At 68.7% G+C, this 18,647-nt stretch carries 13 protein-coding genes; 7 read left to right on the forward strand and 6 right to left on the reverse strand.

Annotated elements, in window-relative coordinates:
- Window positions 1–5: 5 nt before the first annotated feature.
- The 5 genes from ACH4S7_RS32095 to ACH4S7_RS32115 all read right to left on the reverse strand — a co-directional run bounded on the left by ACH4S7_RS32095 (window position 6) and on the right by ACH4S7_RS32115 (window position 11,281).
- Window positions 6–7,775, reverse strand: a complete 7,770-nt coding sequence (locus ACH4S7_RS32095) for an amino acid adenylation domain-containing protein (protein WP_398524878.1) — start codon at window positions 7,773–7,775, stop codon at window positions 6–8.
- 45 nt (window positions 7,776–7,820) lie between these two features.
- On the reverse strand, window positions 7,821–9,008 hold the full coding sequence (locus ACH4S7_RS32100; protein ID WP_398524879.1) for an NAD(P)/FAD-dependent oxidoreductase: 1,188 nt from the start codon (window positions 9,006–9,008) through the stop codon (window positions 7,821–7,823).
- Window positions 9,009–9,017: 9 nt separating this feature from the next.
- Window positions 9,018–9,251: an acyl carrier protein gene (locus tag ACH4S7_RS32105; RefSeq protein WP_398524880.1), complete on the reverse strand. Its 234-nt coding sequence runs from the start codon at window positions 9,249–9,251 to the stop codon at window positions 9,018–9,020.
- 61 nt (window positions 9,252–9,312) lie between these two features.
- Window positions 9,313–10,872, reverse strand: coding sequence for an amino acid adenylation domain-containing protein (locus ACH4S7_RS32110; protein WP_398524881.1), 1,560 nt, complete (start codon window positions 10,870–10,872; stop codon window positions 9,313–9,315).
- Between the two features lie 193 nt (window positions 10,873–11,065).
- Complete coding sequence (locus ACH4S7_RS32115) at window positions 11,066–11,281, reverse strand: MbtH family protein (RefSeq protein WP_398524882.1); 216 nt, start codon at window positions 11,279–11,281, stop codon at window positions 11,066–11,068.
- Window positions 11,282–11,750: 469 nt separating this feature from the next.
- Between ACH4S7_RS32115 and ACH4S7_RS32120 the strand changes: the two genes are divergently transcribed.
- The 7 genes from ACH4S7_RS32120 (at window position 11,751) to ACH4S7_RS32150 (ending at window position 17,548) form a co-directional block, all read left to right on the forward strand.
- Window positions 11,751–12,590 (forward strand): thiamine pyrophosphate-dependent dehydrogenase E1 component subunit alpha, encoded by an 840-nt coding sequence (locus tag ACH4S7_RS32120; RefSeq protein WP_398524895.1) that lies wholly within the window; start codon window positions 11,751–11,753, stop codon window positions 12,588–12,590.
- Complete coding sequence (locus tag ACH4S7_RS32125) at window positions 12,587–13,570, forward strand: alpha-ketoacid dehydrogenase subunit beta (RefSeq protein WP_398524883.1); 984 nt, start codon at window positions 12,587–12,589, stop codon at window positions 13,568–13,570. Before ACH4S7_RS32120 ends, ACH4S7_RS32125 begins: the two co-directional genes overlap by 4 nt.
- Window positions 13,567–13,827: a lipoyl domain-containing protein gene (locus ACH4S7_RS32130; protein ID WP_398524884.1), complete on the forward strand. Its 261-nt coding sequence runs from the start codon at window positions 13,567–13,569 to the stop codon at window positions 13,825–13,827. The genes ACH4S7_RS32125 and ACH4S7_RS32130 overlap by 4 nt, the downstream gene beginning before the upstream one ends.
- 51 nt (window positions 13,828–13,878) lie before the next feature.
- A complete protein-coding gene (locus tag ACH4S7_RS32135; RefSeq protein WP_398524885.1) occupies window positions 13,879–14,127 on the forward strand; it encodes a phosphopantetheine-binding protein in 249 nt (82 codons plus the stop codon).
- Entirely contained in the window at window positions 14,124–15,062 is a 939-nt protein-coding gene (locus ACH4S7_RS32140; RefSeq protein WP_398524886.1) for a 3-oxoacyl-[acyl-carrier-protein] synthase III C-terminal domain-containing protein, read from the forward strand. The genes ACH4S7_RS32135 and ACH4S7_RS32140 overlap by 4 nt, the downstream gene beginning before the upstream one ends.
- Window positions 15,063–15,145: 83 nt before the next feature.
- On the forward strand, window positions 15,146–16,279 hold the full coding sequence (locus tag ACH4S7_RS32145; RefSeq protein WP_398524887.1) for a zinc-binding alcohol dehydrogenase family protein: 1,134 nt from the start codon (window positions 15,146–15,148) through the stop codon (window positions 16,277–16,279).
- Window positions 16,280–16,393: 114 nt separating this feature from the next.
- Window positions 16,394–17,548, forward strand: coding sequence for an acyl-CoA dehydrogenase family protein (locus ACH4S7_RS32150; RefSeq protein WP_398524888.1), 1,155 nt, complete (start codon window positions 16,394–16,396; stop codon window positions 17,546–17,548).
- Between the two features lie 839 nt (window positions 17,549–18,387).
- Here ACH4S7_RS32150 and ACH4S7_RS32155 read toward each other — a convergent pair.
- The coding region (locus tag ACH4S7_RS32155; protein WP_398524889.1) for a hypothetical protein at window positions 18,388–18,647 on the reverse strand (260 nt) is incomplete at its 5' end.

Consider the following 18,647-nt stretch of genomic DNA (forward strand, 5'->3'; position numbering starts at 1 on the left):
CGACGCTACTCCTCCACGTTCATTTGTCGTAGCTGAGGGCGTTTCGACGCGGCCAACTTCTCGATCCGACCCGCCAACTCGGCGACGGTCCGATGACGAAACACCGTCGTCACCTTCACGTCGACGTTGAGTTCGCCGCGTATGCGGCCGATCAGTCGGGTGGCCAGCAGCGAATGCCCACCGTGGTCGAAGAAGTCGACGTCGATGCCGACCCCCTCCACACCGAGCAGGTCGGCGAAGAGCCGGCAGAGTACCTTCTCGGTGCGGTTGCGCGGCGATCGTCCGGTCGCTGTTTCGGCCTGGTCGGGTGCGGGGAGCGCATGGCCGTCGACCTTGCCGTTCGACATCAGCGGAAGCCGGTCGAGGATCAGCAGGTGAGGAGGGACCATATAGCCCGGTAGCTGCCGCTCCAGGTGCGCGCGCAGCTCTCCCACCCCTGGCGCCACCTCGGAATCCACCACCACATAGCCAGCCAACTGCCGACCTCCGGTGGCGTCCGCACGAGTGATCACTGCGGCCTGCCGCACCGCCGGATGGAGCGACAGCGCGGTTTCGATCTCGCCCAGCTCGATGCGGAAGCCGCGGATCTTCACCTGGAGATCGGTTCGACCGAGGTACTCGACCTGGCCGTCCTGGTTCCACCGCACGGCATCGCCGGTGCGGTACATCCGGGTCCCCGGCTCCCCGAAGGGACAGGCGATGAACCGGTTCGCGGTCAGCGCGGTCTGCCCGAGATAGCCCCTGGCCAGCCCCGTACCGGCGAGGTACAACTCACCGGTGACCCCCTGCGGGACGGGGCGCAGCGCCGAGTCCAGCACATACACCTGGGTGTTCCAGATCGGCGAGCCGATGGGCATCCGGTCAGCGCCCGGCACGTGCTGCCATCCGGTGACCTCCACCGACGCCTCGGTGGGGCCGTAGAGGTTGTGCACACCGCAACCGGGCAACAGCTCGACGAACCTGTTGGCCAGCGTCGCCGGGAACGCCTCGCCCGCGACCTCGATCCAGCGCAGGCTGGTGCACTTCTTCGCCGCGGGCTCGGCGACGAACGCTTCCAGCAGGGAGGGCACGAAGTCCGCGCCGGTCACTCCTTCCCGCTGGATCACCTCGGCCAGATACGCCGGATCCCTACGCCCACCCGGGCGCGCGACCACGACGGACGCCCCGACCTGGAGCGGCGCGAACAACTCCGGCACCGACACGTCGAAGCTCGCCGTCGTGCTCAGCAGCACCCTGTCCTCGACACCGACCTCGAAGTGCGCCAGACCCCACTTCAGCCGGTTCATGATCGACCGGTGCGCCACCTGCACACCCTTGGGACCACCGGTGGAACCAGAGGTGTGAATGACGTACGCGGCGTTGTCCGGCGACAGCTCCCGCTCCGGGTTCACCTCCGGGTACCCGGACACGTCCGGAAGCTCTCCGTCGAGCACCAGCAGCGGCCGAACACTGGCCAGCATCTGCCGCACCCGGTCCTCGGGCAGCTCGGTGTCCAGCGGCAGATAGGCCGCACCCGCCTTCACCACCGCGTGGACCGCCACCACCAGTTCCACGGAACGCGGGATCCGTACCGCGATCAGCCGCTCGGGGCCGGCACCCTGGTCGATCAACCAGTGGGCCAACCGATTCGCGCGCCGGTTGAACTCCCCGTAGGTCAGTGTCTCCCGCTCGCCGATCAGCGCCGCACGGTCAGGGCCTCGCTCCACCTGAGCCTCGAACGCATCCGGCAGCGTCTCCGTCGGCACCGGATGCGCGGTGTCATTGACCTCCCTCACCAACCGGTCCCGCTCCTGCGCGGACAGCACGTCCACGGCACCGACCGGCGTCGTCGGGTCCTCGAAAACCTGGTCCAGCACCCGGACGAGGCGGGCGGCGACCGTCTCGGCCGCGTCGCGGTCGTAGAGGTTGTTCTGGTAGTCGAGGGACAGCCTCAGGTAGGGGTCGGAGGCGTTGAGGGTGAGCGGGTAGTGCGAGCCTGCGAACGGCCGGATGCCCTCGATCGTGAACCCTGCCGCGGTGTTCGCTTCGACCATGCCCTCCCGGTCGATCGGGTAGGACTGGAACACGACGATCGTGTCGAACAGGGCGGGCAGCCCGACGCCGCTCTGGATGTCGGCCAGCCCGTAGTGGTTGTGGTCGAGCAGGGCGGTCTGCCGCCGCTGTAGCTCGGTGATGACGTGGGCCACCTGGTGGTCGGGGCGGCAGTCCGTTCTGATCGGCAGGGTGTTGATGAACAGACCGACCATGTCGTCCGAGCCGGGCAGTTCCGGCGGGCGGCCGTTGGCGGTCGCCCCGAACACCACGTCCTGCTGCCCGGTCAGCTTCGACAGCAGGACCGCCCAGGCGCCTTGGAGGAGCGTGTTCAGCGTGACCCCGAGTTCGGCGGCGCGTCGGGCGAGTGCACGCCCCTTGTCGATCGACAGCGGCACCTCGACCCGCCCGATGGCGGACGCCGGCGCGTTGGCGGAGGCATGTGGGGCCACGAGGGTCGGCTGCTCGAATCCGGCGAGCTCGGCGGCCCAACGAGTGGCCGACGCCTCCCGGTCCTGCGCGGACAGCCAGGCCAGATAGTCACCATAGCTCCGGACCGGGGGGAGCTCGCGGGCCCCGGCGTACAGCCGGATCAGATCCGTGATGACCGACGGCGAGGACCAGCCGTCGAACAGGGCGTGGTGCGCCGTGATGACGAGTTTCGCCCGCTGCGGCCCGACGGTGATCAGCGCCAGGCGGAGCAGCGGCGGCCTGGTGGGATCCAGTTGGTCGGTCCGGTCCTCGGCGAGGAATGCGTCGAGCGCCGCGTCCTGCTCGGCTTCGCTCCGACCCGTCACCGTCATGTGTCGCCATGGCAGGGGAACGTTTTCGGGCACGACCTGCACCGGATCGCCGTCGGCTCCGGCGAGGAACACGGAACGCAGGTTCGGATACCGATCGAGCAGCGCCTGCCCGGCGGTCCTCATGCGCACCGGGTCCACGTGCCCGGAAAGGTGGAGCACGAACTGCATGTGGTAGACGTCGAAGGAGCCTTCGGCGAGCGCGGCCTGGAACAGGATCCCGGCCTGTCCCGGAGCCTGCGGCCACACCGTGGTCAGTCGGCCGTAGCGCGCCTCCCAGCTCTCGATCTCGTCCTGCCGGACCGAGAACAGGGGGGTGTCTGAGGGTGTCAGCCCACCGATCTCCGGCTGGGCGGCGTGCGCGGCCATGCCGTGCAGTACCTCCACCCACAGCTCGGCCAGTTCGGAGGTCCGCTCACGGGACAGCGCCCCGGTGGGGAACATGAAGGCAGCTTGCAACTGGGTGCCCCCGTCGCTGTCCGTCGTGGCGGGCGTGGCGACCACGTTGACCTCCAGCGCGGACAGCGCGGGCAGGTCCGGGTCAGGTGCCGGGATCAGCTCGGTGGACCAGGGCGCCGGTCCCCACCCGTCCGCGCGCAGGTGCTCGGGCACGTCGGCGTCGGAGATCCGGCCGAGGTAGTTGAACCCGAACTGCGGGACCGGTTCGTCGGCGAGCTGCGCCGCGGTCTCCGGGTTCAGGTGGCGCAGCAGTCCGTACCCCATGCCGTTGTCCGGGATGCCGCGCAGCTGCTCCTTGACCAGCTTGATCGCCGTCCCGGCCGTGGGGCCGCCGGCCAGCACGTCGGCCAGGTCCAACCCGCGCACGTCGACCCGGGCCGGGTACATGCTGGTGAACCATCCGACGGTCCGGGAGAGGTCGGCCCCGGGGACGACCGCCTCCTCACGGCCGTGCCCCTCCAACCGGACCAGAGTCGAGCGGTCCGCACCCCGCCATCGGTTCATCGCCAGGGCGAGGGCGGCGAGCAGCACATCGGCCCCCGTACCCTTGAACGCCGCGGGAAGCCTGGTCAGTACCGCCTCGGTGATCTCGGCGGAGAGCCGCACCCGCACGGTGTCGACCGTGGACATCACATCCACCGTCGGATCAAACGCCCGCGTGCCCAGCGGGGGGTCCGGTGGCTGGAGCACGTGGCGCCAGAACGCCAGCTCCGCCACCCGCCGCGGGGAGAGCGCCTCGGTCTCCAGCGCCGATGCCCAGCGGCGGGCCGATGTGCCGACCGCGGACAGCTCGGGCGGACGGCCGGACCGGACGTGCTGCCATGCCTCCGCGAAGTCCGACATCAGGATGCGCCAGGTGACACCGTCCACCACCAGGTGGTGCAGCACCACCAGCAGCCTGCCCGCACCCGACGCCGCGGCGAACCATACGAAGTCCGCCATGATGCCGGCCTCCGGGTCGAGCCGCCCGACCGCGTCGTCCAACTCCGCCTTCGCCATCTGAAGCGAGGTCGGCTCGTCCCAACGGCCGTCGCAGGGCACCCGGCGGATCAGGCCCGATGCCCGCACGGTGCCCGCCGGACGCACGACGAGGGAGGACTCGTCGCCTCGCACCAACCGTGCGCGCAGGAGGTCGTGTCGGTCGAGCACGGCGTCCACCGTCGCTGCCAATCCCGTCGCATCGATCCCTGCGGGCAGCTCCAGCGCCAACGCCATCGCGAACCGGTTCAGCCCGCCGCCGTGCTCGAACACCTGCCGCGCCACCGGCGGCAACGGCATCGGGCCGACGCCACCGCCCGCGCCCTCCGCGAGTGCGGGCACCCGGTCCCGGCTGGCGGAAGCCGCCACTGCCAGTCGGGCCGCTGTGCGGTACTCGAAGATCTCCCGCGTGGTGAGGTCCAGGCCCCGGGACCGGGCCCGCGCCACCACCTGGATCGACCGCAGGCTGTCTCCGCCCACCGCGAAGAAGTCGTCGTCGATTCCGATCCGATCCACACCGAGCACATCCGCGTATGACGCGGCGATGATCGCTTCGACCTCGGTGCGCGGCTCGTGGTACGCCTCACCGCCGAACTCCGGTTCGGGCAGCGCCGAACGGTCCAGTTTGCCGGTCGGTCCGAGGGGCAGCCGGCCGAGCACGATGAACGCGGACGGCACCATGTAGTCGGGCAACCGTGCCGCGACGAACCTGCGCAGCTCGGCGGCGGAAGCGCCGGACTGCACATCCACATCCCCGATACCACCGGCACCGTCGTCACCGACGGCTCCCCCGCCGGTGTGCACGACGTACGCGACGAGCCGCCGCCCGCCCGAGGGCGCCTCCCGGCTGATCACCACCGCCTCACTGATCCCGGGGTGCAGCACGCATACCGCTTCGACCTCGGCCGTCTCGATGCGGAAGCCACGCACCTTCACCTGGCCGTCGCTCCTGCCGACGCACTCCAGTTGGCCACGTGCGTTCCAGCGGGCCAGGTCGCCCGTGCGGTACATCCGCTCGCCCGCGGGGCCGAACGGGTTCGCCAGGTAGCGCTCGGCGGTCAGCGCCGAGCGGCCGTGGTAGCCGCGGCCGAGGCAGATCCCCGCCACGTACAGCTCGCCGACCACGCCCTGCGGCACTGGGGCGAGCCCCGGGCCCAGCACATAGGCACGCATGTTCCCCAGCGGGGTGCCGATCGGCGCGACCTCGCTCTCCGCCCACTCCTCGGACGCCGCCAGGGAGAACGAGGTGGCATAGAAGCTCTCGCTCTGGCCGTAGCCGTTCACGACCCGCACGCCGGGCAGGGCCTGCCGCACCTGCCGTACCAATCGGGCCGGGAGTACGTCACCCGCGAGGACGACCGTGCGCACGGCGGGCGTCTTCTCCAGGTGGCCGATCAGTTCGCCGAGCACCGAGGGGACGGCGCTGATCACATGGCCGTCCCAGGTGTCCCGCTCGCCCAGCGCCAGCGCGTTCGACACCACCTCGGCCGTGCCGCCGACGGACAGGGTGGTCAGCAGCTCGAAGACCGAGACGTCGAAGTTCACCGAGGTGCCGGCCAGCATCCGCCACCCCGGCGGCGCGTCCAGCGCGCGCACCAGCTCCCGCACCCCGTTGACGACGTTACGGTGAGTGATCACCGCGCCCTTCGGCTTGCCCGTCGAGCCAGAGGTGTACATCACGTAGGCCACGTTGTCCGGGTCCAACGGCGATATCCGGTTCGCGTCGTCCAGCACTCCCTCGGGCGGGTCCCATTCCGCGCGGTGGTCAAGGTTGACGGTCGAGATGTCGTTCCGCGGGAGCTCCTGCCACGTCGCGGTGTCGGTGACCGCGAACCGTGGAACCGCTTCGGTCAGCACGCTCTCCGCTCGCCCGCTGAGGTACTGCGGGTCCATGGGCAGGTACCCAGCGCCTGATTTGAGGATCCCGAGCAGGCCGACCACCAGATCCTCCGTGCGCGGCAGAGCCAGCGCCACCAGGTCGTCCGGCCCGGCACCGCGCCGGACCAGCTCCCACGCGACGCTGTTCGCCCGGTCGTTCAGCTCCCGGTAGGTCAGCGTCCGGTCGTCGTGCGTGATCGCCGGGGCGTCAGGAGTCCTGGTCACCTGGTTTTCGAACAGCTCCGGGATCGTCAGTTCGGACACCGTCGTGGCGGTGTCGTTGAACCGGTTGAGCAACCGGTCCCGCTCGGTCGCGTCGAGTACGTCGATGCCGCCGACCCTGCGCTCCGAGTCGGCCACGAGTCGGCTCAGCACCCGGACGAACCGGGTCGTGAGGCCGTCGGCCGTGTCCCTGTCGAACAGATCGGTGGCGTACTCCAGGTAGCCCCCCGCCCCGCCCGAGCCGTTCGGGACCAAGTTGAAGAACAGGTCGAACTTGGCCGTACCGGTCTCAAGCTCTTCGGCCTCGACATCGAGTCCGGGGAACTCCACCTCGCCCAACGGCTCCTGCCAGGCGAGCATCACTTGGAAGAGCGGGTGATAGGCGGTGGACCGGTCCGGGTTCAGCAGCTCCACCAACCGCTCGAACGGCACGTCCTGGTGGTCGTACGCGGCGAGGGACCGGTCACGCACCCGCTGGAGCAGCTGGCGGAAGGTCGGGTTCCCGGAGAGGTCGACGCGCAGGACCCAGGTGTTGGCGAAGAACCCGACGAGGTCCCGCAGATCCTCATCGGTTCGTCCCGCGATCGGAGCACCGAGGGGCACATCGTCACCGCATCCGAGGTGGTGGAGGAGGACCGCCAGCGCCGAGTGCATGATCATCGATACGGTGAGGTCCTGTTCCGTGGCCAGCTCCTCCACGGCCCCGAGCAGGTCGGAGTCGATCGACAGCTCGACCAGATCGCCACGGTGGCTCATCGCCCTGGGACGCGGCCGGTCCGTCGGCAGGGCCAAGGGCTGCGCCAGATCGGCCAGGTCAGCGCGCCAGTAGGCCAGTTGCCTGGCCGCCAGACTGTGCGGATCGGACTCGTCTCCGAGCACGTCCCGCTGCCACAGCGTGTAGTCCGCGTACTGCACCGGGAGTGGCTCCCACTCCGGGGCCCTGCTCTGCCTGCGGGCCGAGTACGCCGCGGTGAGATCGCGGAGCAGCAGCCCGAGGGATTCCCCGTCCATGACGATGTGGTGCACCACCAGCACCAGGGTGTGTTCGCGCGATCCGCGCCGCAGGAGCCTGGCGCGGATCGGCATGTCGACGGCCAGGTCGAAGGGGGCGGTGGCCACCTCGTGGACCGTCGGCGCCCGCTCATCCGCGAGCTCGACGACCGGCAGGTCGCATGGCTTCGAACCGGCTGGCAGCACCTGCTGGTGCGGGACGCCGTCTTCGTCCTCGACGATCACCGTTCGGAGGATCTCGTGCCGGTCGATGACATCGCGGAGCGCCGACTCCAGCGCACCCACGCTCAGCTCACCGGTCATCCGCAGGGCGAAAGCGGCGTTGTAGGTCGGTGACGGACCTTCGAACCGATCCACGAACCACAGTCGGCGCTGCGCGAACGACAACGGGATCATTCTCTGTCTCCAAATCGGCAGAACCACGGGGGAGCCATCCGCCACTCAGCTCTGATCGAGTACCGCCAAGAGCTGGTCGTTGTAGAAGTCGTCGAGGGAGCACGCGCCCGACAGCGTCGAGAAATACCGGTCGATCAACTCCTGGTGATCGGCCAGGCTCCGCAACATGTCCGCCCGTCCCTCGGGCTTGAGCTCTGCCACGTTGAGAGCGCCCTGGTAGAAGTCGAGGAAGATGTCCGTCAGGTCGATCTCGTAGCGCCTCAGCGCCGCACGGAGCGCGGCGTCGTCGTGCAGTCCGTCCCCGATGTGCTCGGTGAGCGACCGGGCCTGGATGAAGGCGTCGGTGATACCACGGGCGGTGATGGAATCCTTGTGGTGCACCGCGTCTCCGAGCAGCACCCACCCGGGCCCGTACGCCTTGCGGAAGTAGTTCTCCTGGTGCCCCGTGCCGTACAGCTGCTCCACACGGCTGCCCGCTGACATCCGCTCGTACAACTCGGGGGTCGTCGTGCGGACGGCGTCGAGGAAGGCGGGTTCCACCGCCGTGCGGACGTCCGGGAACTCGCTCTGCGGGAAGTAGGCCATGATCAGCTTGAGGTCGTCGTTGGTGGGGATGACACCGATCCAACGCCCCTGCCGCTCGTACAGCTCGAAGTGCGCGGGTACCCCGGCCCAGTAGCTGTAGTAGGTGCAGGTCATCCTCGGGTGCTCGACGACGTTCGGCGCACCGACCTTGCGGGCCACGAGCGATCGCATACCGTCCGCGCCGACGACCAGCCGGGCCCGTTCCGTCGCCTCGGCGCCTCCGGGCGTCGTGTACCGCACTCCGACGACCCGACCGTCCTCGAACAGCAGGTCGTTGACCGCGCAGGACTCCCGAAACTCGACACCGGACGCCACGGCACCGCCCGCGAGGATCGGGTCGAGCACGAACCGCCTCGGCGCGTACGTGGTCCGGTGGCCGTCGACGGGCAGGGAGAAGCCATCGAGCCGGACACCGGGCGCCTCATAGCTCTGATGGTCGATCGGCTGACAGCCCGCGGCGCGGAGCTCGTCGAGCAACCCCCATCGATCGAGCAGCGCGACGCCCGGTTGGTGGATGTAGTGCGAGGAGAGCGTGTCCTGCGGGAACCGCACCTTCTCCAGGAGCAGGACGTTGTACCCCTGCTGAGCGAACAGCATGGCCGTCGGCGAACCCGCGCACCGGGCACCTATGACGATTACGTCGTACATGGCCCTCTCTTACTCTTGGCTGACCGTGCCCAGGGATTCGATGTACGCAGAAATTGATGCCACCGTCGGATTGCGAAACATTTGATCCACCGGAAGTTCAACTCCCAGCTCCTCGATGAAAGCCCCCTGAATTTTGGCCATCATCACGGACTGGCCACCCAGGGCAAAGAAGTCGTCGTCGATCGATATGTCATCATGCTGGAGTTCCCTACGCCAGATGGCAAGCACCACATCGATAATCATCACAGTCCCCTCGTTCGCCATCAAGGTCCGTCAATTCTTCCGTCGCCTCGCTGCCGACTTATTACTCCTTGAACTCATCGGCCAGCGCCGCCCGGTCCACTTTCCCGTGCGGACTCAAGGGAATCCGCGGGATACTGACGAACCTGGCCGGGACCATGTTCCGCGGCAGCCTCTCAAGGAGGCGGGTGCGCATATCGTTCTCAGCGAGTTCGTCGCCTGTCGGGACGATGAACGCGATCAGCTCGGTCTCGCCGGAGTCGGTGCGGCGGGCCAGCACGGCGGCCTGCCGGACCCCGGGCAGCCTGCCGAGCGCTCGCTCGATGTCGGCGGGGTCGATACGCATCCCCCGCACCTTCACCTGCGCGTCCATCCGGCCGGCGACGACGAGGCCACCGGCCTCGTTCACCTTGCCGCGGTCGCCCGTGCGGTACAACCGGCGCGACACGCCGTCGAGCACGGCCGTCGTGAACCGCTCGGACTCGGGGCCCCGGGGGCCCAGGTATCCCGCGCCGACGCCGGTGCCGGAGATACAGATCTCGCCGTACTCCCCCGCCCCGACACCGCGCATTCGCTCGTCGAGGATGTGGATGTCGGTGTTGTAGGCCGGCCTGCCGACCGGTGCGATGTCGTGTTCGCCGGGCCGATAGTCGGCGAGGTCGTACGAGGTCGCGACGTCCGTGCACTCGGCGACGCCGTACTGGTGCAGGAGGGTGCAGGTGTTCCCGTCCCGCCGGGCCCAGTCCGCCAGCCGTTCGACATGGAGCGGTTCGCCGCCGAACAGCAGGTAGTCGAGCCGGGTGAGGGCGTCGCCACCCCGTGCGGTCTCCCACTCCACCAACAGGTATAGCGTGCTGGAGGCGCAGTTCACCACACGTATCTCGTGCCGGGTCAGTATGCGGTAGGCCATCGCCGCGTCGAAGTTCCGGCTCGCCATCAGGTACTGGGTGGCACCACAGAACAACGGCATCAGCAAGCTGCGTTGGGAGAGGTCGAACCCGAAGGCGCTGACGACCAGGTTGTGCGACCCGGCGTGCAGGCCGTACTCAAGCGTCAGCCAGTTCAACAGGTTGTACCAGCCCTCGTGCCGTACCGCGGTCACCTTCGGTGTACCGGTCGACCCGGACGTGAAGACCGCGTAGCACACGTCGTCCCCGGTGACCGGGGTGTCGGGTCCGGTCACCGGGAGGCCGGCCAGCCGGCCGGAGAGCTGCCCGAGGTCGATGACCTCGACGGCCGCCGACTCGACCAGCCCGGCCGTCGCCGGGGAGGCCACGATCACAGCGAGGTCGGGGACCTGCCCCAGCAGCAGCCGGAGGCGCGCTGCCGGATAGGACGGGTCGAACGGTACGTAGGCCGCGCCCGCCTTCAGCGTGCCGAGGATGGCGACGACCATGTCGATCGAGTAGTCGAGGCAGACGCCGACCTTCGCACCTCGGCCGGATCCACGCGCGATGAGGTAGTGCGCGAACCGGTTGGCCCGCACGTTCAGTTGTGCGTAGGTCATGTGCTGTCCGGCGCAGGCGACGGCGACGGCGTCGGGGGCGGCTTCCGCGTGCGCTTCGAACTGCTTGTGGACGACGGGCACCGAAGGCAGGGCGACCCGCTCTCCCCGCAGGATCATCAACTGGCTCCGATGTGATGGGTGTCCGTTCGGACGAGCCGCCGGCGCGCCCTGGGGAACGGGGCTGTCCGGCAGCTCTGGGCGGCCTCACCACGGGTACCCATCGGCCCCGTCTCGTGACTGCTCACGGTCCGCACGGGACGCCTCCCACGACCTTCATTCGCATCAACCCTCCGAGGAACCGGACCGGCGTTCAGTTCGCGGCCATGGCCTCCCGCAGGCTCCTCGGCCGCAGGTCAGTCCAGTTCTGCTCGACGTACTCCAGGCACTCCGCCCTGCCCGCCTCGCCGAAGACCACGCGCCAGCCATCGGGTACCTCGGCGAATACGGGCCACAGGGAGTGCTGGTCCTCGTCGTTGACCACGACGTAGAAGCGGCCGTTCTCGTCATCAAAGGGGTTCGTACTCACTGCCACCGTCCTTAACGGTCACGAAGCGACTCGGCATGGGGGATGGGAAAACGGGGGGACTCAGGACAGGAAATCCTCATGGTCGGGAGGGTTCGCCGATCGGCGTTGTCCTGTCGACGGGACACCCGGCATCCGCGGTCACCCTGGAACGCTGGTGTCACCGTACGGGACCGTAAGACTCGCCCGTCAATGCCGCAAGGGCGGCGGAATCGCTCCACTCCGACCGTCCGTCCGAACCTGTATCCCACTGAAGTTCTGTGCCACCATGGCCGAGCAGTAGCCCGTGAATGGGCCTGCTCGAATTCGGGTTCAGTCAGTCTCCTCCCACCGAGGCGATCGCGCGCAGTCAATTGCACAACGTCAGAATGCTCATAGACGAACCTGCGACTGGTGATCAATGGCCTTGAAGTCAGAATCCGAGTACGAGACATATCCAAACGACGACACACGACGGTCGCTGTTGCGCCATATGCTGGTGGCGAGAGGCATCGACGAAGAGGCACGTCAGCTCCAGAAGCAGGGGGCGCTCGACCTCTGGCTGTCCTGCCAGGGGCAGGAAGCCGCGCAGGTGGGGTCCGCGCTCGGCGTGGGCCCGGGCCCGACCGTGTTTCCCAGTTACCGCGAGCATGCGGTCGCCCTCCTGCGTGGGGTGACACCGGCCGAGTTGTTGGCGCAGTGGGCCGGCCGCACGTTCTGCGGATGGGACCCGCGCAAGCTGCGGTTCTTCCCCTACACACTGGTTCTGGCCGCACAGACGCTGCACGGCGTCGGCTACTCGGTCGGACAGAGGTTGCAGGGGCGGGAGGACTTCGTCGTCGTGTACATGGGCGACGGCGCCACCAGCGAGGGCGATATGTCGGAGGCGATGAACCTCGCCGCCGTGGAGTCGGCTTCCGTGCTGTTCGTCTGCCAGAACAACGGCTGGGCCATCTCGAAACCGACCGAGGAGCAGATGCGCACTTCGGTGGCCGAGCGCGCCCGTGGTTTCGGGATCGAGTCCGCCTGGGTCTCGGGGCAAGATCCGGAGGCCGTCTTCTCGGCCTGCTTCCGGGCCGCCGCCCATGTCCGCGGGGAGCGGGCGCCCTACGTCGTCGAGATCCAGGTGGGGCGCATCCACGGTCACTCCACCTCCGACGCCCAGGAGGTGTACCGCAGCCCCGAGGACATCGCGCGGACCAGAGCGGCGGACCCGGTGCCCGCCTACGCGGCCCGGCTGAGCGGCCTGGGCCTGGTGGACACCGCGTGGTTCGACGCCGTCGACGCGGAAGTGGGGGAGCTGCGGGAACGGCTGATGAAGGAGTACGCGTGACGAGTACCGTACGGTCCGCCAGCCTGGCGGAGTCGATCAACACTGCCCTCGCCGACCTGCTCGAACAGCAACCGAGGCTGCTGCTGCTGGGCGAGGACATCGGACGCCTGGGCGGCGTGTTCCGGGTGACCCGGGGACTGCAAGAACGTTTCGGCGACGACCGGGTGCGCGACACGCTCCTGGCCGAGTCCACCATCGTCGGCCAGGCCGTCGGCCTGGCGATGAGCGGACTGGTGCCGGTCTGCGAGATCCAGTTCGACGGATTCACCTATCCCGCGGTGAACCAGTTGGTGACCCAGGCGGCCCGGATCGGTGGCCGGTGGAACGGGCAGGTGAGCCCCAGCCTCGTCGTACGGATCCCGACCGGCGGCGGGGTCCGGGGCGTCGAGCACCACAGCGAGTCCAACGAGGCGCTCTTCGCCCGTGTCCCCGGGATCTCGGTGGCGTGTCCTTCCACGGGCGAGGACGCCGCCCAGATCCTGCGGTACGCGGTCACCCTCGGTTCGCCCGTGGTGATGTACGAGCCGATCCGCCTCTACTGGCGGCGGAACACGCCGGCCCGGGACCCCGAGCCGGCGAAGTCGCCGACCGCGGCGCGGGTCGTCCGGCGAGGCACGGACCTGACGATCGCCACGTTCGGCGCGGTCACTCACGAGGTGCTGGAAGCGGCGCACGCGCTCAGCCCCGACACCGACGTCGAGGTGGTGGATCTGCGCTGGGTGGCCCCGCTCGACATGCACACGGTCATGGAGTCCGTCGCCCGCACCGGTCGGCTGCTGATCGTGCACGAGGGCTCGAAGGACGTCGGCATCGGTGCCGAAATCGCCGCGTCCGTGGCTGAGCACGGCTTCGACGCGCTCCACGGCCCCATCCGCCGGCTGGCACCCGACCGCCGCGCCTACCCCCCGGCTGACTTCGAGAAGGACTACCTGATCGGTGTGCAGGAAATCAAGGACGAGGTGCTGGTGATGACGGAGTGAGCGACCTGCCCGCGGAGATGCACGTTCCCGACTTCGGGCACGGTCTCGCCGAGGCCCTGCTGATCGAGTGGGTGGCCGGTGTCGGCGACCGGGTCGAGCGGGGGGACGTCATCGCGGTCGTCGAGACCGACAAGGCCAGCACGGAGATCGTGGCGGAGCGCGGTGGACGGGTCACGGCCCACTCCGCGGCGGTCGGCACGATCCTCACCTGCGGTGAGGTGCTCTACCAGTTGGCGACCGACTCGGACAGGGTCTAGCCGGCCATGCCCCGAACCCCAAAGGCCCAGTCACATGAACGGAGAACGAACGTGAGCGAGATCGAAAGCCGTATCGCGGACACCATGCTGGCCAAACTGCGCGAGCGCGACCCGTCATTGGGCCCCGACGACCTCACCCGACCGGTCGCCGACCTCGACCTCGACTCCCTCGACCTGGTCGAGCTGCATCAACAACTGGAGCGCGAACTGCACGTCAAGGGTGATCTCAAGGAGACCGCGGGCTTCGCCTTCCTGGACGACTTCAGCACCTACTTCATGAAGCTGGCGAGCCGGAGATGAGCGCGGGCATCGTCGACATCGCCACGGCGAAGCCCGGCCGGACGATCCACAACGACCACTTCGCATCGATCGGTCTCACGGACGCATGGATCCGGCGCCGCACCGGCATCGCGGCCCGCTCCTGGCTACCGGACGAGACCTCGCTGGCGGAGGTGGCGGCGGATGCCTGCGCACCGATCGTGACCAGGATGGGTGCCCCCTCCTCGATCGGCGCCCTGGTCGTCGTCAGCACCTCGGTCCGACAGCGCGTCCCCGGTATCGCCCAGCGAGTGGCACAACTCGCCGGGCTGGGGCCCTCGGTGCTGGCCTTCGACATGAACGCGGCTTGCTGCGGCTTCGTCTACGGGCTCACCACGGGGCTCTCCCTCTGCGACTCCGGACAGGCACGGTCGGTCCTGGTGTGTTCCGTGGAGGCCATGTCCCGGCTGGTGGACCGCACGGACCGGCAGACGGCGTGCATCTTCGCCGACGGCTCCGCGGCCGTCCTGCTGGAGGAGCGGGCGGAGTTCGCGGAGTTCCGTCAGGTCGCCGGCTGTGACGGCTCCCAGGAGGCGCTCATGCGCGAGACCGACACGGGCGGCATCCACCTCGAAGGGGCGCAGGTGTACGACCGCGCCGTGCGTCGGATGTCCGAGTCGGCGCAGTACCTCTTCGACCACGGCCCCGCACCGACCGTCCTGGTCGGCCACCAGGCGAACAGCCGCATCCTGGAACAGGTCCGCACGCTCTCCGCCCATCTCGGCGTGCCCTTCGTGAATCGGATCGAGAACTCCGGGAACACATCGTCCGCCTCGATCCCCCTGGCGTTCGCCGAGGAGTTGGAGGCCGGCTCCCGCCCCGCCACAGGCCGGCTCGGGGCCGTGGCCTACGGCGCCGGTGAGGCATGGGGCGGGGTCGCGGTGGACTACCGGGTGCCGGCTGATACGGCCACCTAACCGCGCTGGATGCCCGGAAACGTACTCGGTCACAGGAGGTTGTCATCTACTCACCGGACGCCTGGGTCCTGCGCTCCGGCGCGGTGACCGGCCCGCACGACGGCAGGCTCGGCGGCGCGCTCCAACGCGACCTGTACACCTTCGGCCCGCTGGAGGAAGGCGAGGCACTGGTGGAGCCCATCCTCGGTTCCTGGGAGGCCAACGTCGATCACGCGTTGGCCCGTTCACCGATCGACGTGTGCAGCAGCCGCGGCGAGGACGCGGTGGTCGTCGGCAACATGGGCGTGGTGCGCGTACTCAAGGTGAACGCGGAGAGCCAGCACGTCCAGGTCCGGGAAGGTGACCTGTGCATGCTGATGCCGTTCGGCAAACGCGACCGTTTCGGCTACGCCGAACTCGCCTACGCCTACGATGCCCCCCACACCATCGGCCTGCTGGCCAAGCGGTCGAAGATGGACGTACGGGTGCTCCTCCCGATCCCGGACGGCACGGCGTACTCACTTCCCCAGTGGGCCACGTACGGGCGGTACTTCACCGCCTGGGACAACTGGCAGAAGGCGTACGGGTGTTGGCGGACTCAGATCCCCGACGACGATCCGGCGAACCACCTGGTGTTCGGGTGGGGCGGCGGTGTGGCCTTCGCCGAGCTGATGCTGGCCAAACGGTCCGGGTTCCGGGTGGCGATGACGGCAGGGTCGGACGAACGTGTCTCCTTTCTGAGGGAGAACGGCATCACTCCGGTGGACCGCCGCCAGTTCCCGGCCCTCTCGCAGCCCACCCGGGAGGAACGGGCGGACCGGGACCGGCACCAGCAGCGCCGGACGTCGGTCCAGAAGTTCCAGGACCTCGTCCAGGATCTCAGCGACGGCCACGGGGTCGCGATCTTCGTGGACAACATCGGCGAGCCCCTGTACGACGTCACCCTGCGGACCCTGGCCCGCGAGGGGGTCGTCACCACATGTGGCTGGAAGGCAGGGATGCGCCTGTCCCATCTGCGGGGGGCCGAGTCCATCAGCCGGCACATCCTTGTCCACACGCATGTGTGGCGACTGCCGGACTCACCGGGCATCCGGGACTTTCAGGAGGCCGAGGGCTGGATAGCGCCGAAGGGGTCGGAGGTGATCTACGACTTCGACCGGGTGCCTGAGCTGGCTGACGACTACGCGGACGGCAAGATCGGATCGTACTTCCCGATGTACCACGTGAACCCGCTCTGACCGGCACGGCCTGAGAGCGAAGAGTTGACCGTGACTCGCGACGCAGCAACGGGCGAGTCGCGGGTGGGTGACGGTGCGGCAGGGCGCACAGACGGACAACTTGCGAAGGGCACCATGACAGAAGAACTGCTCAAGCGTGTCAGGGACTTCACCGCGGCCGAGCTGATCGGGAAGGACGGGCACTTCGACAGCCTGCCGGAACAGCCCACCGTTGAGACGGCCCGGCTCCACGCCGCGGGCCTCGCCAACTGGTGGGTACCAGAGTCGTACGGAGGCGCCGGCCTCTCCTTGCAGGACAGTGTCGACGTCGTGTCCGAACTCTCCTACGGTGACGCCGGTTTTGCCTTCGGCGCCTTCCTTCCCATCCTGGGCAGCCTCATGCTCCAGCACTTCGCCGACGAGGAACTGGCCCGCCCGGCGTTGGAGACACTGGCAACCGACGGCGACCAGATCGCCGTACTCGGCAGTGAGGAGGAGGCGGGCAGTGAACTGGTCAGGACCGCCACGACCTTCCATCCGGAAGGCGACAGACTGGTACTGACCGGCGAGAAGTACTTCTCCACCAACACGGACACGGCCCACCTGCTGCTGGTGCTCGCCCGGTCGTCCGACGACGACTTCGCCGTCATCGCGGTGCCGCGCGACACACCTGGGGTGGAGATCGTGAAGCGCTGGGACCTGCTCGGCGTCCGGAGCACGGGCGCCTACCGCGTGCGCCTCAACGGCTGCACCGTTCCTGCCACCAACCGTCTGCACGGCAACGGACTGCGCACACTGGAGGCGAGCCTGAACGCAAGCCGCATCCTGATCGCGGCCTGCGCGGTGGGAATCTCCAGGCGGATCCGGGACCTGTCGATGGAGTACGCGGCGTCGAAGACGCTCAGGGGCGCACCGCTCACCAAGAATGCGGTGTTCGCCGGGAAGCTCGGGCAGATGGAGATGCTGATCGACGTCATGCGCCATCAGTGCCGGGCCGCAGCGGCTGAGTTCGACGGCCTGCTGGCAGCGACCGACAGCAGCGGAACCGGTCTCTACCGGATCGGCACGCTGCGCTCCGCTCTGGCCGCCAAGCTCTACTGCGGCCAGGCCGGCTGGGATGTGGCATCGACCGGTTCCGAGCTGTTCGGCGGCCTCGGTTACACCCAGGATCACCCGATCGGCAAGTTAGTACGCGACATGCGTTATGTCGCCATCGTCGAAGGCGGCCAGGACATCATGCGCGACCTGCTCTATGCCCGCTATGTACTCCCCGCCCGCAAACGGCGTTGAGGGCGGGGGCCGTTGACCTCGCGAGTGGAGTGCGTGGCGATCCTTGAATGGGAAGCTCCTCCGGCAGAGCCCACCGTGGACCATCGACGGCCGGCCTGAACGAAGAACCTGCTTGTGTCGTACTCGCCGCAGAAGCTGGGCTCTTCCTCGGAGCCTACGAGAAGACGCCTGAAGGGAGGGACGCGCGGCACGAATACCTCGGAGGTTCGGCAGTCGTGGCAGGAGGCATGGGAAGCCGCCGTCACGAAGGGCGAACAGTTCACGGCGGCGGCCGGCCTGGCTTCCCGCAGTGCGGACCTGCCCGACCTAAGCCAGCTGGAACCTCTCTTCGGCGAGCGCGTCGAGGAACTCGAACTGCTCGCCCGGGCCCTGCACGCCGAGGGGAGTGATCCGCTGAGCCTACGCGCGCCCACGCCACAAAGAGCCCGGCGATCGTGGTCACGCTCGCCGAGCGCTACCACCGTGCCGGAGAGACCGCTCTGGCTACCGAGACCCTCAGACATGGCTCCGTCGAATGGCACGACGTACGGTTCGCGGCCACGGACGCGGCCCTGCACCTTCTCAAACTCGACCCTTGGACATCGACGCCCGCTGGGCCCTGGTCAAGTGCTACGCGCTCCGCAGCCCGCTTGAACAGGCTTTGGCAGGCTCCCACCGCTGGCGGGCAGGGACGGACCCCTCGATCCACGCAGTCCGGATGAGACGGCCTTGTGGGTCATGCCGGGGGCACGCCGCACCGCCGAACCGCACTTCAGCGAGAGCGGGGTCCTTTCCGCCACGGAGAGGACCCCGTCGTTTCGCGGCGCTGAGACTGTCCTCGCTCGCCGATGACAGGGCCGCTACCGGTGTAGCTCGCGGTGCCAGCGAGCCAGCGCGGGCAGGGCTCCCTCGAGTGCGGCGGCATCGCTGCCGAGGAGGCGGGCCAGTACCTCCGGGTCCCCGGTCTTCACCGCGTTCCAGAAGTCGCTGTCCTCGGCTTCCGGTCCCGTCTGAGGGGCCTGAAGCCAGTGGTGTTTGTGTTGGAAGGGGTAGGTGGGGAGGGGGGTGTGGGTGGTGGTGTGGGGGTGGGGCCAGGTGGTGGGTTGGCCGTGGGTCCAGG

This window comes from Streptomyces sp. NPDC020965 (assembly GCF_044333555.1).
GTDB lineage: Bacteria > Actinomycetota > Actinomycetes > Streptomycetales > Streptomycetaceae > Streptomyces.

Excerpts from the sequence above, each read along its gene's own strand:
- ACH4S7_RS32100 (WP_398524879.1), bottom strand. The coding sequence starts at position 9,008 with ATGTACGACGTAATCGTCATAGGTGCCCGGTGCGCGGGTTCGCCGACG.
- ACH4S7_RS32110 (WP_398524881.1), bottom strand. The coding sequence starts at position 10,872 with ATGATCCTGCGGGGAGAGCGGGTCGCCCTGCCTTCGGTGCCCGTCGTC.
- ACH4S7_RS32095 (WP_398524878.1), bottom strand. The coding sequence starts at position 7,775 with ATGATCCCGTTGTCGTTCGCGCAGCGCCGACTGTGGTTCGTGGATCGG.
- ACH4S7_RS32105 (WP_398524880.1), bottom strand. The coding sequence starts at position 9,251 with ATGATTATCGATGTGGTGCTTGCCATCTGGCGTAGGGAACTCCAGCAT.
- ACH4S7_RS32150 (WP_398524888.1), top strand. The coding sequence starts at position 16,394 with ATGACAGAAGAACTGCTCAAGCGTGTCAGGGACTTCACCGCGGCCGAG.
- ACH4S7_RS32120 (WP_398524895.1), top strand. The coding sequence starts at position 11,751 with ATGCTGGTGGCGAGAGGCATCGACGAAGAGGCACGTCAGCTCCAGAAG.
- ACH4S7_RS32140 (WP_398524886.1), top strand. The coding sequence starts at position 14,124 with ATGAGCGCGGGCATCGTCGACATCGCCACGGCGAAGCCCGGCCGGACG.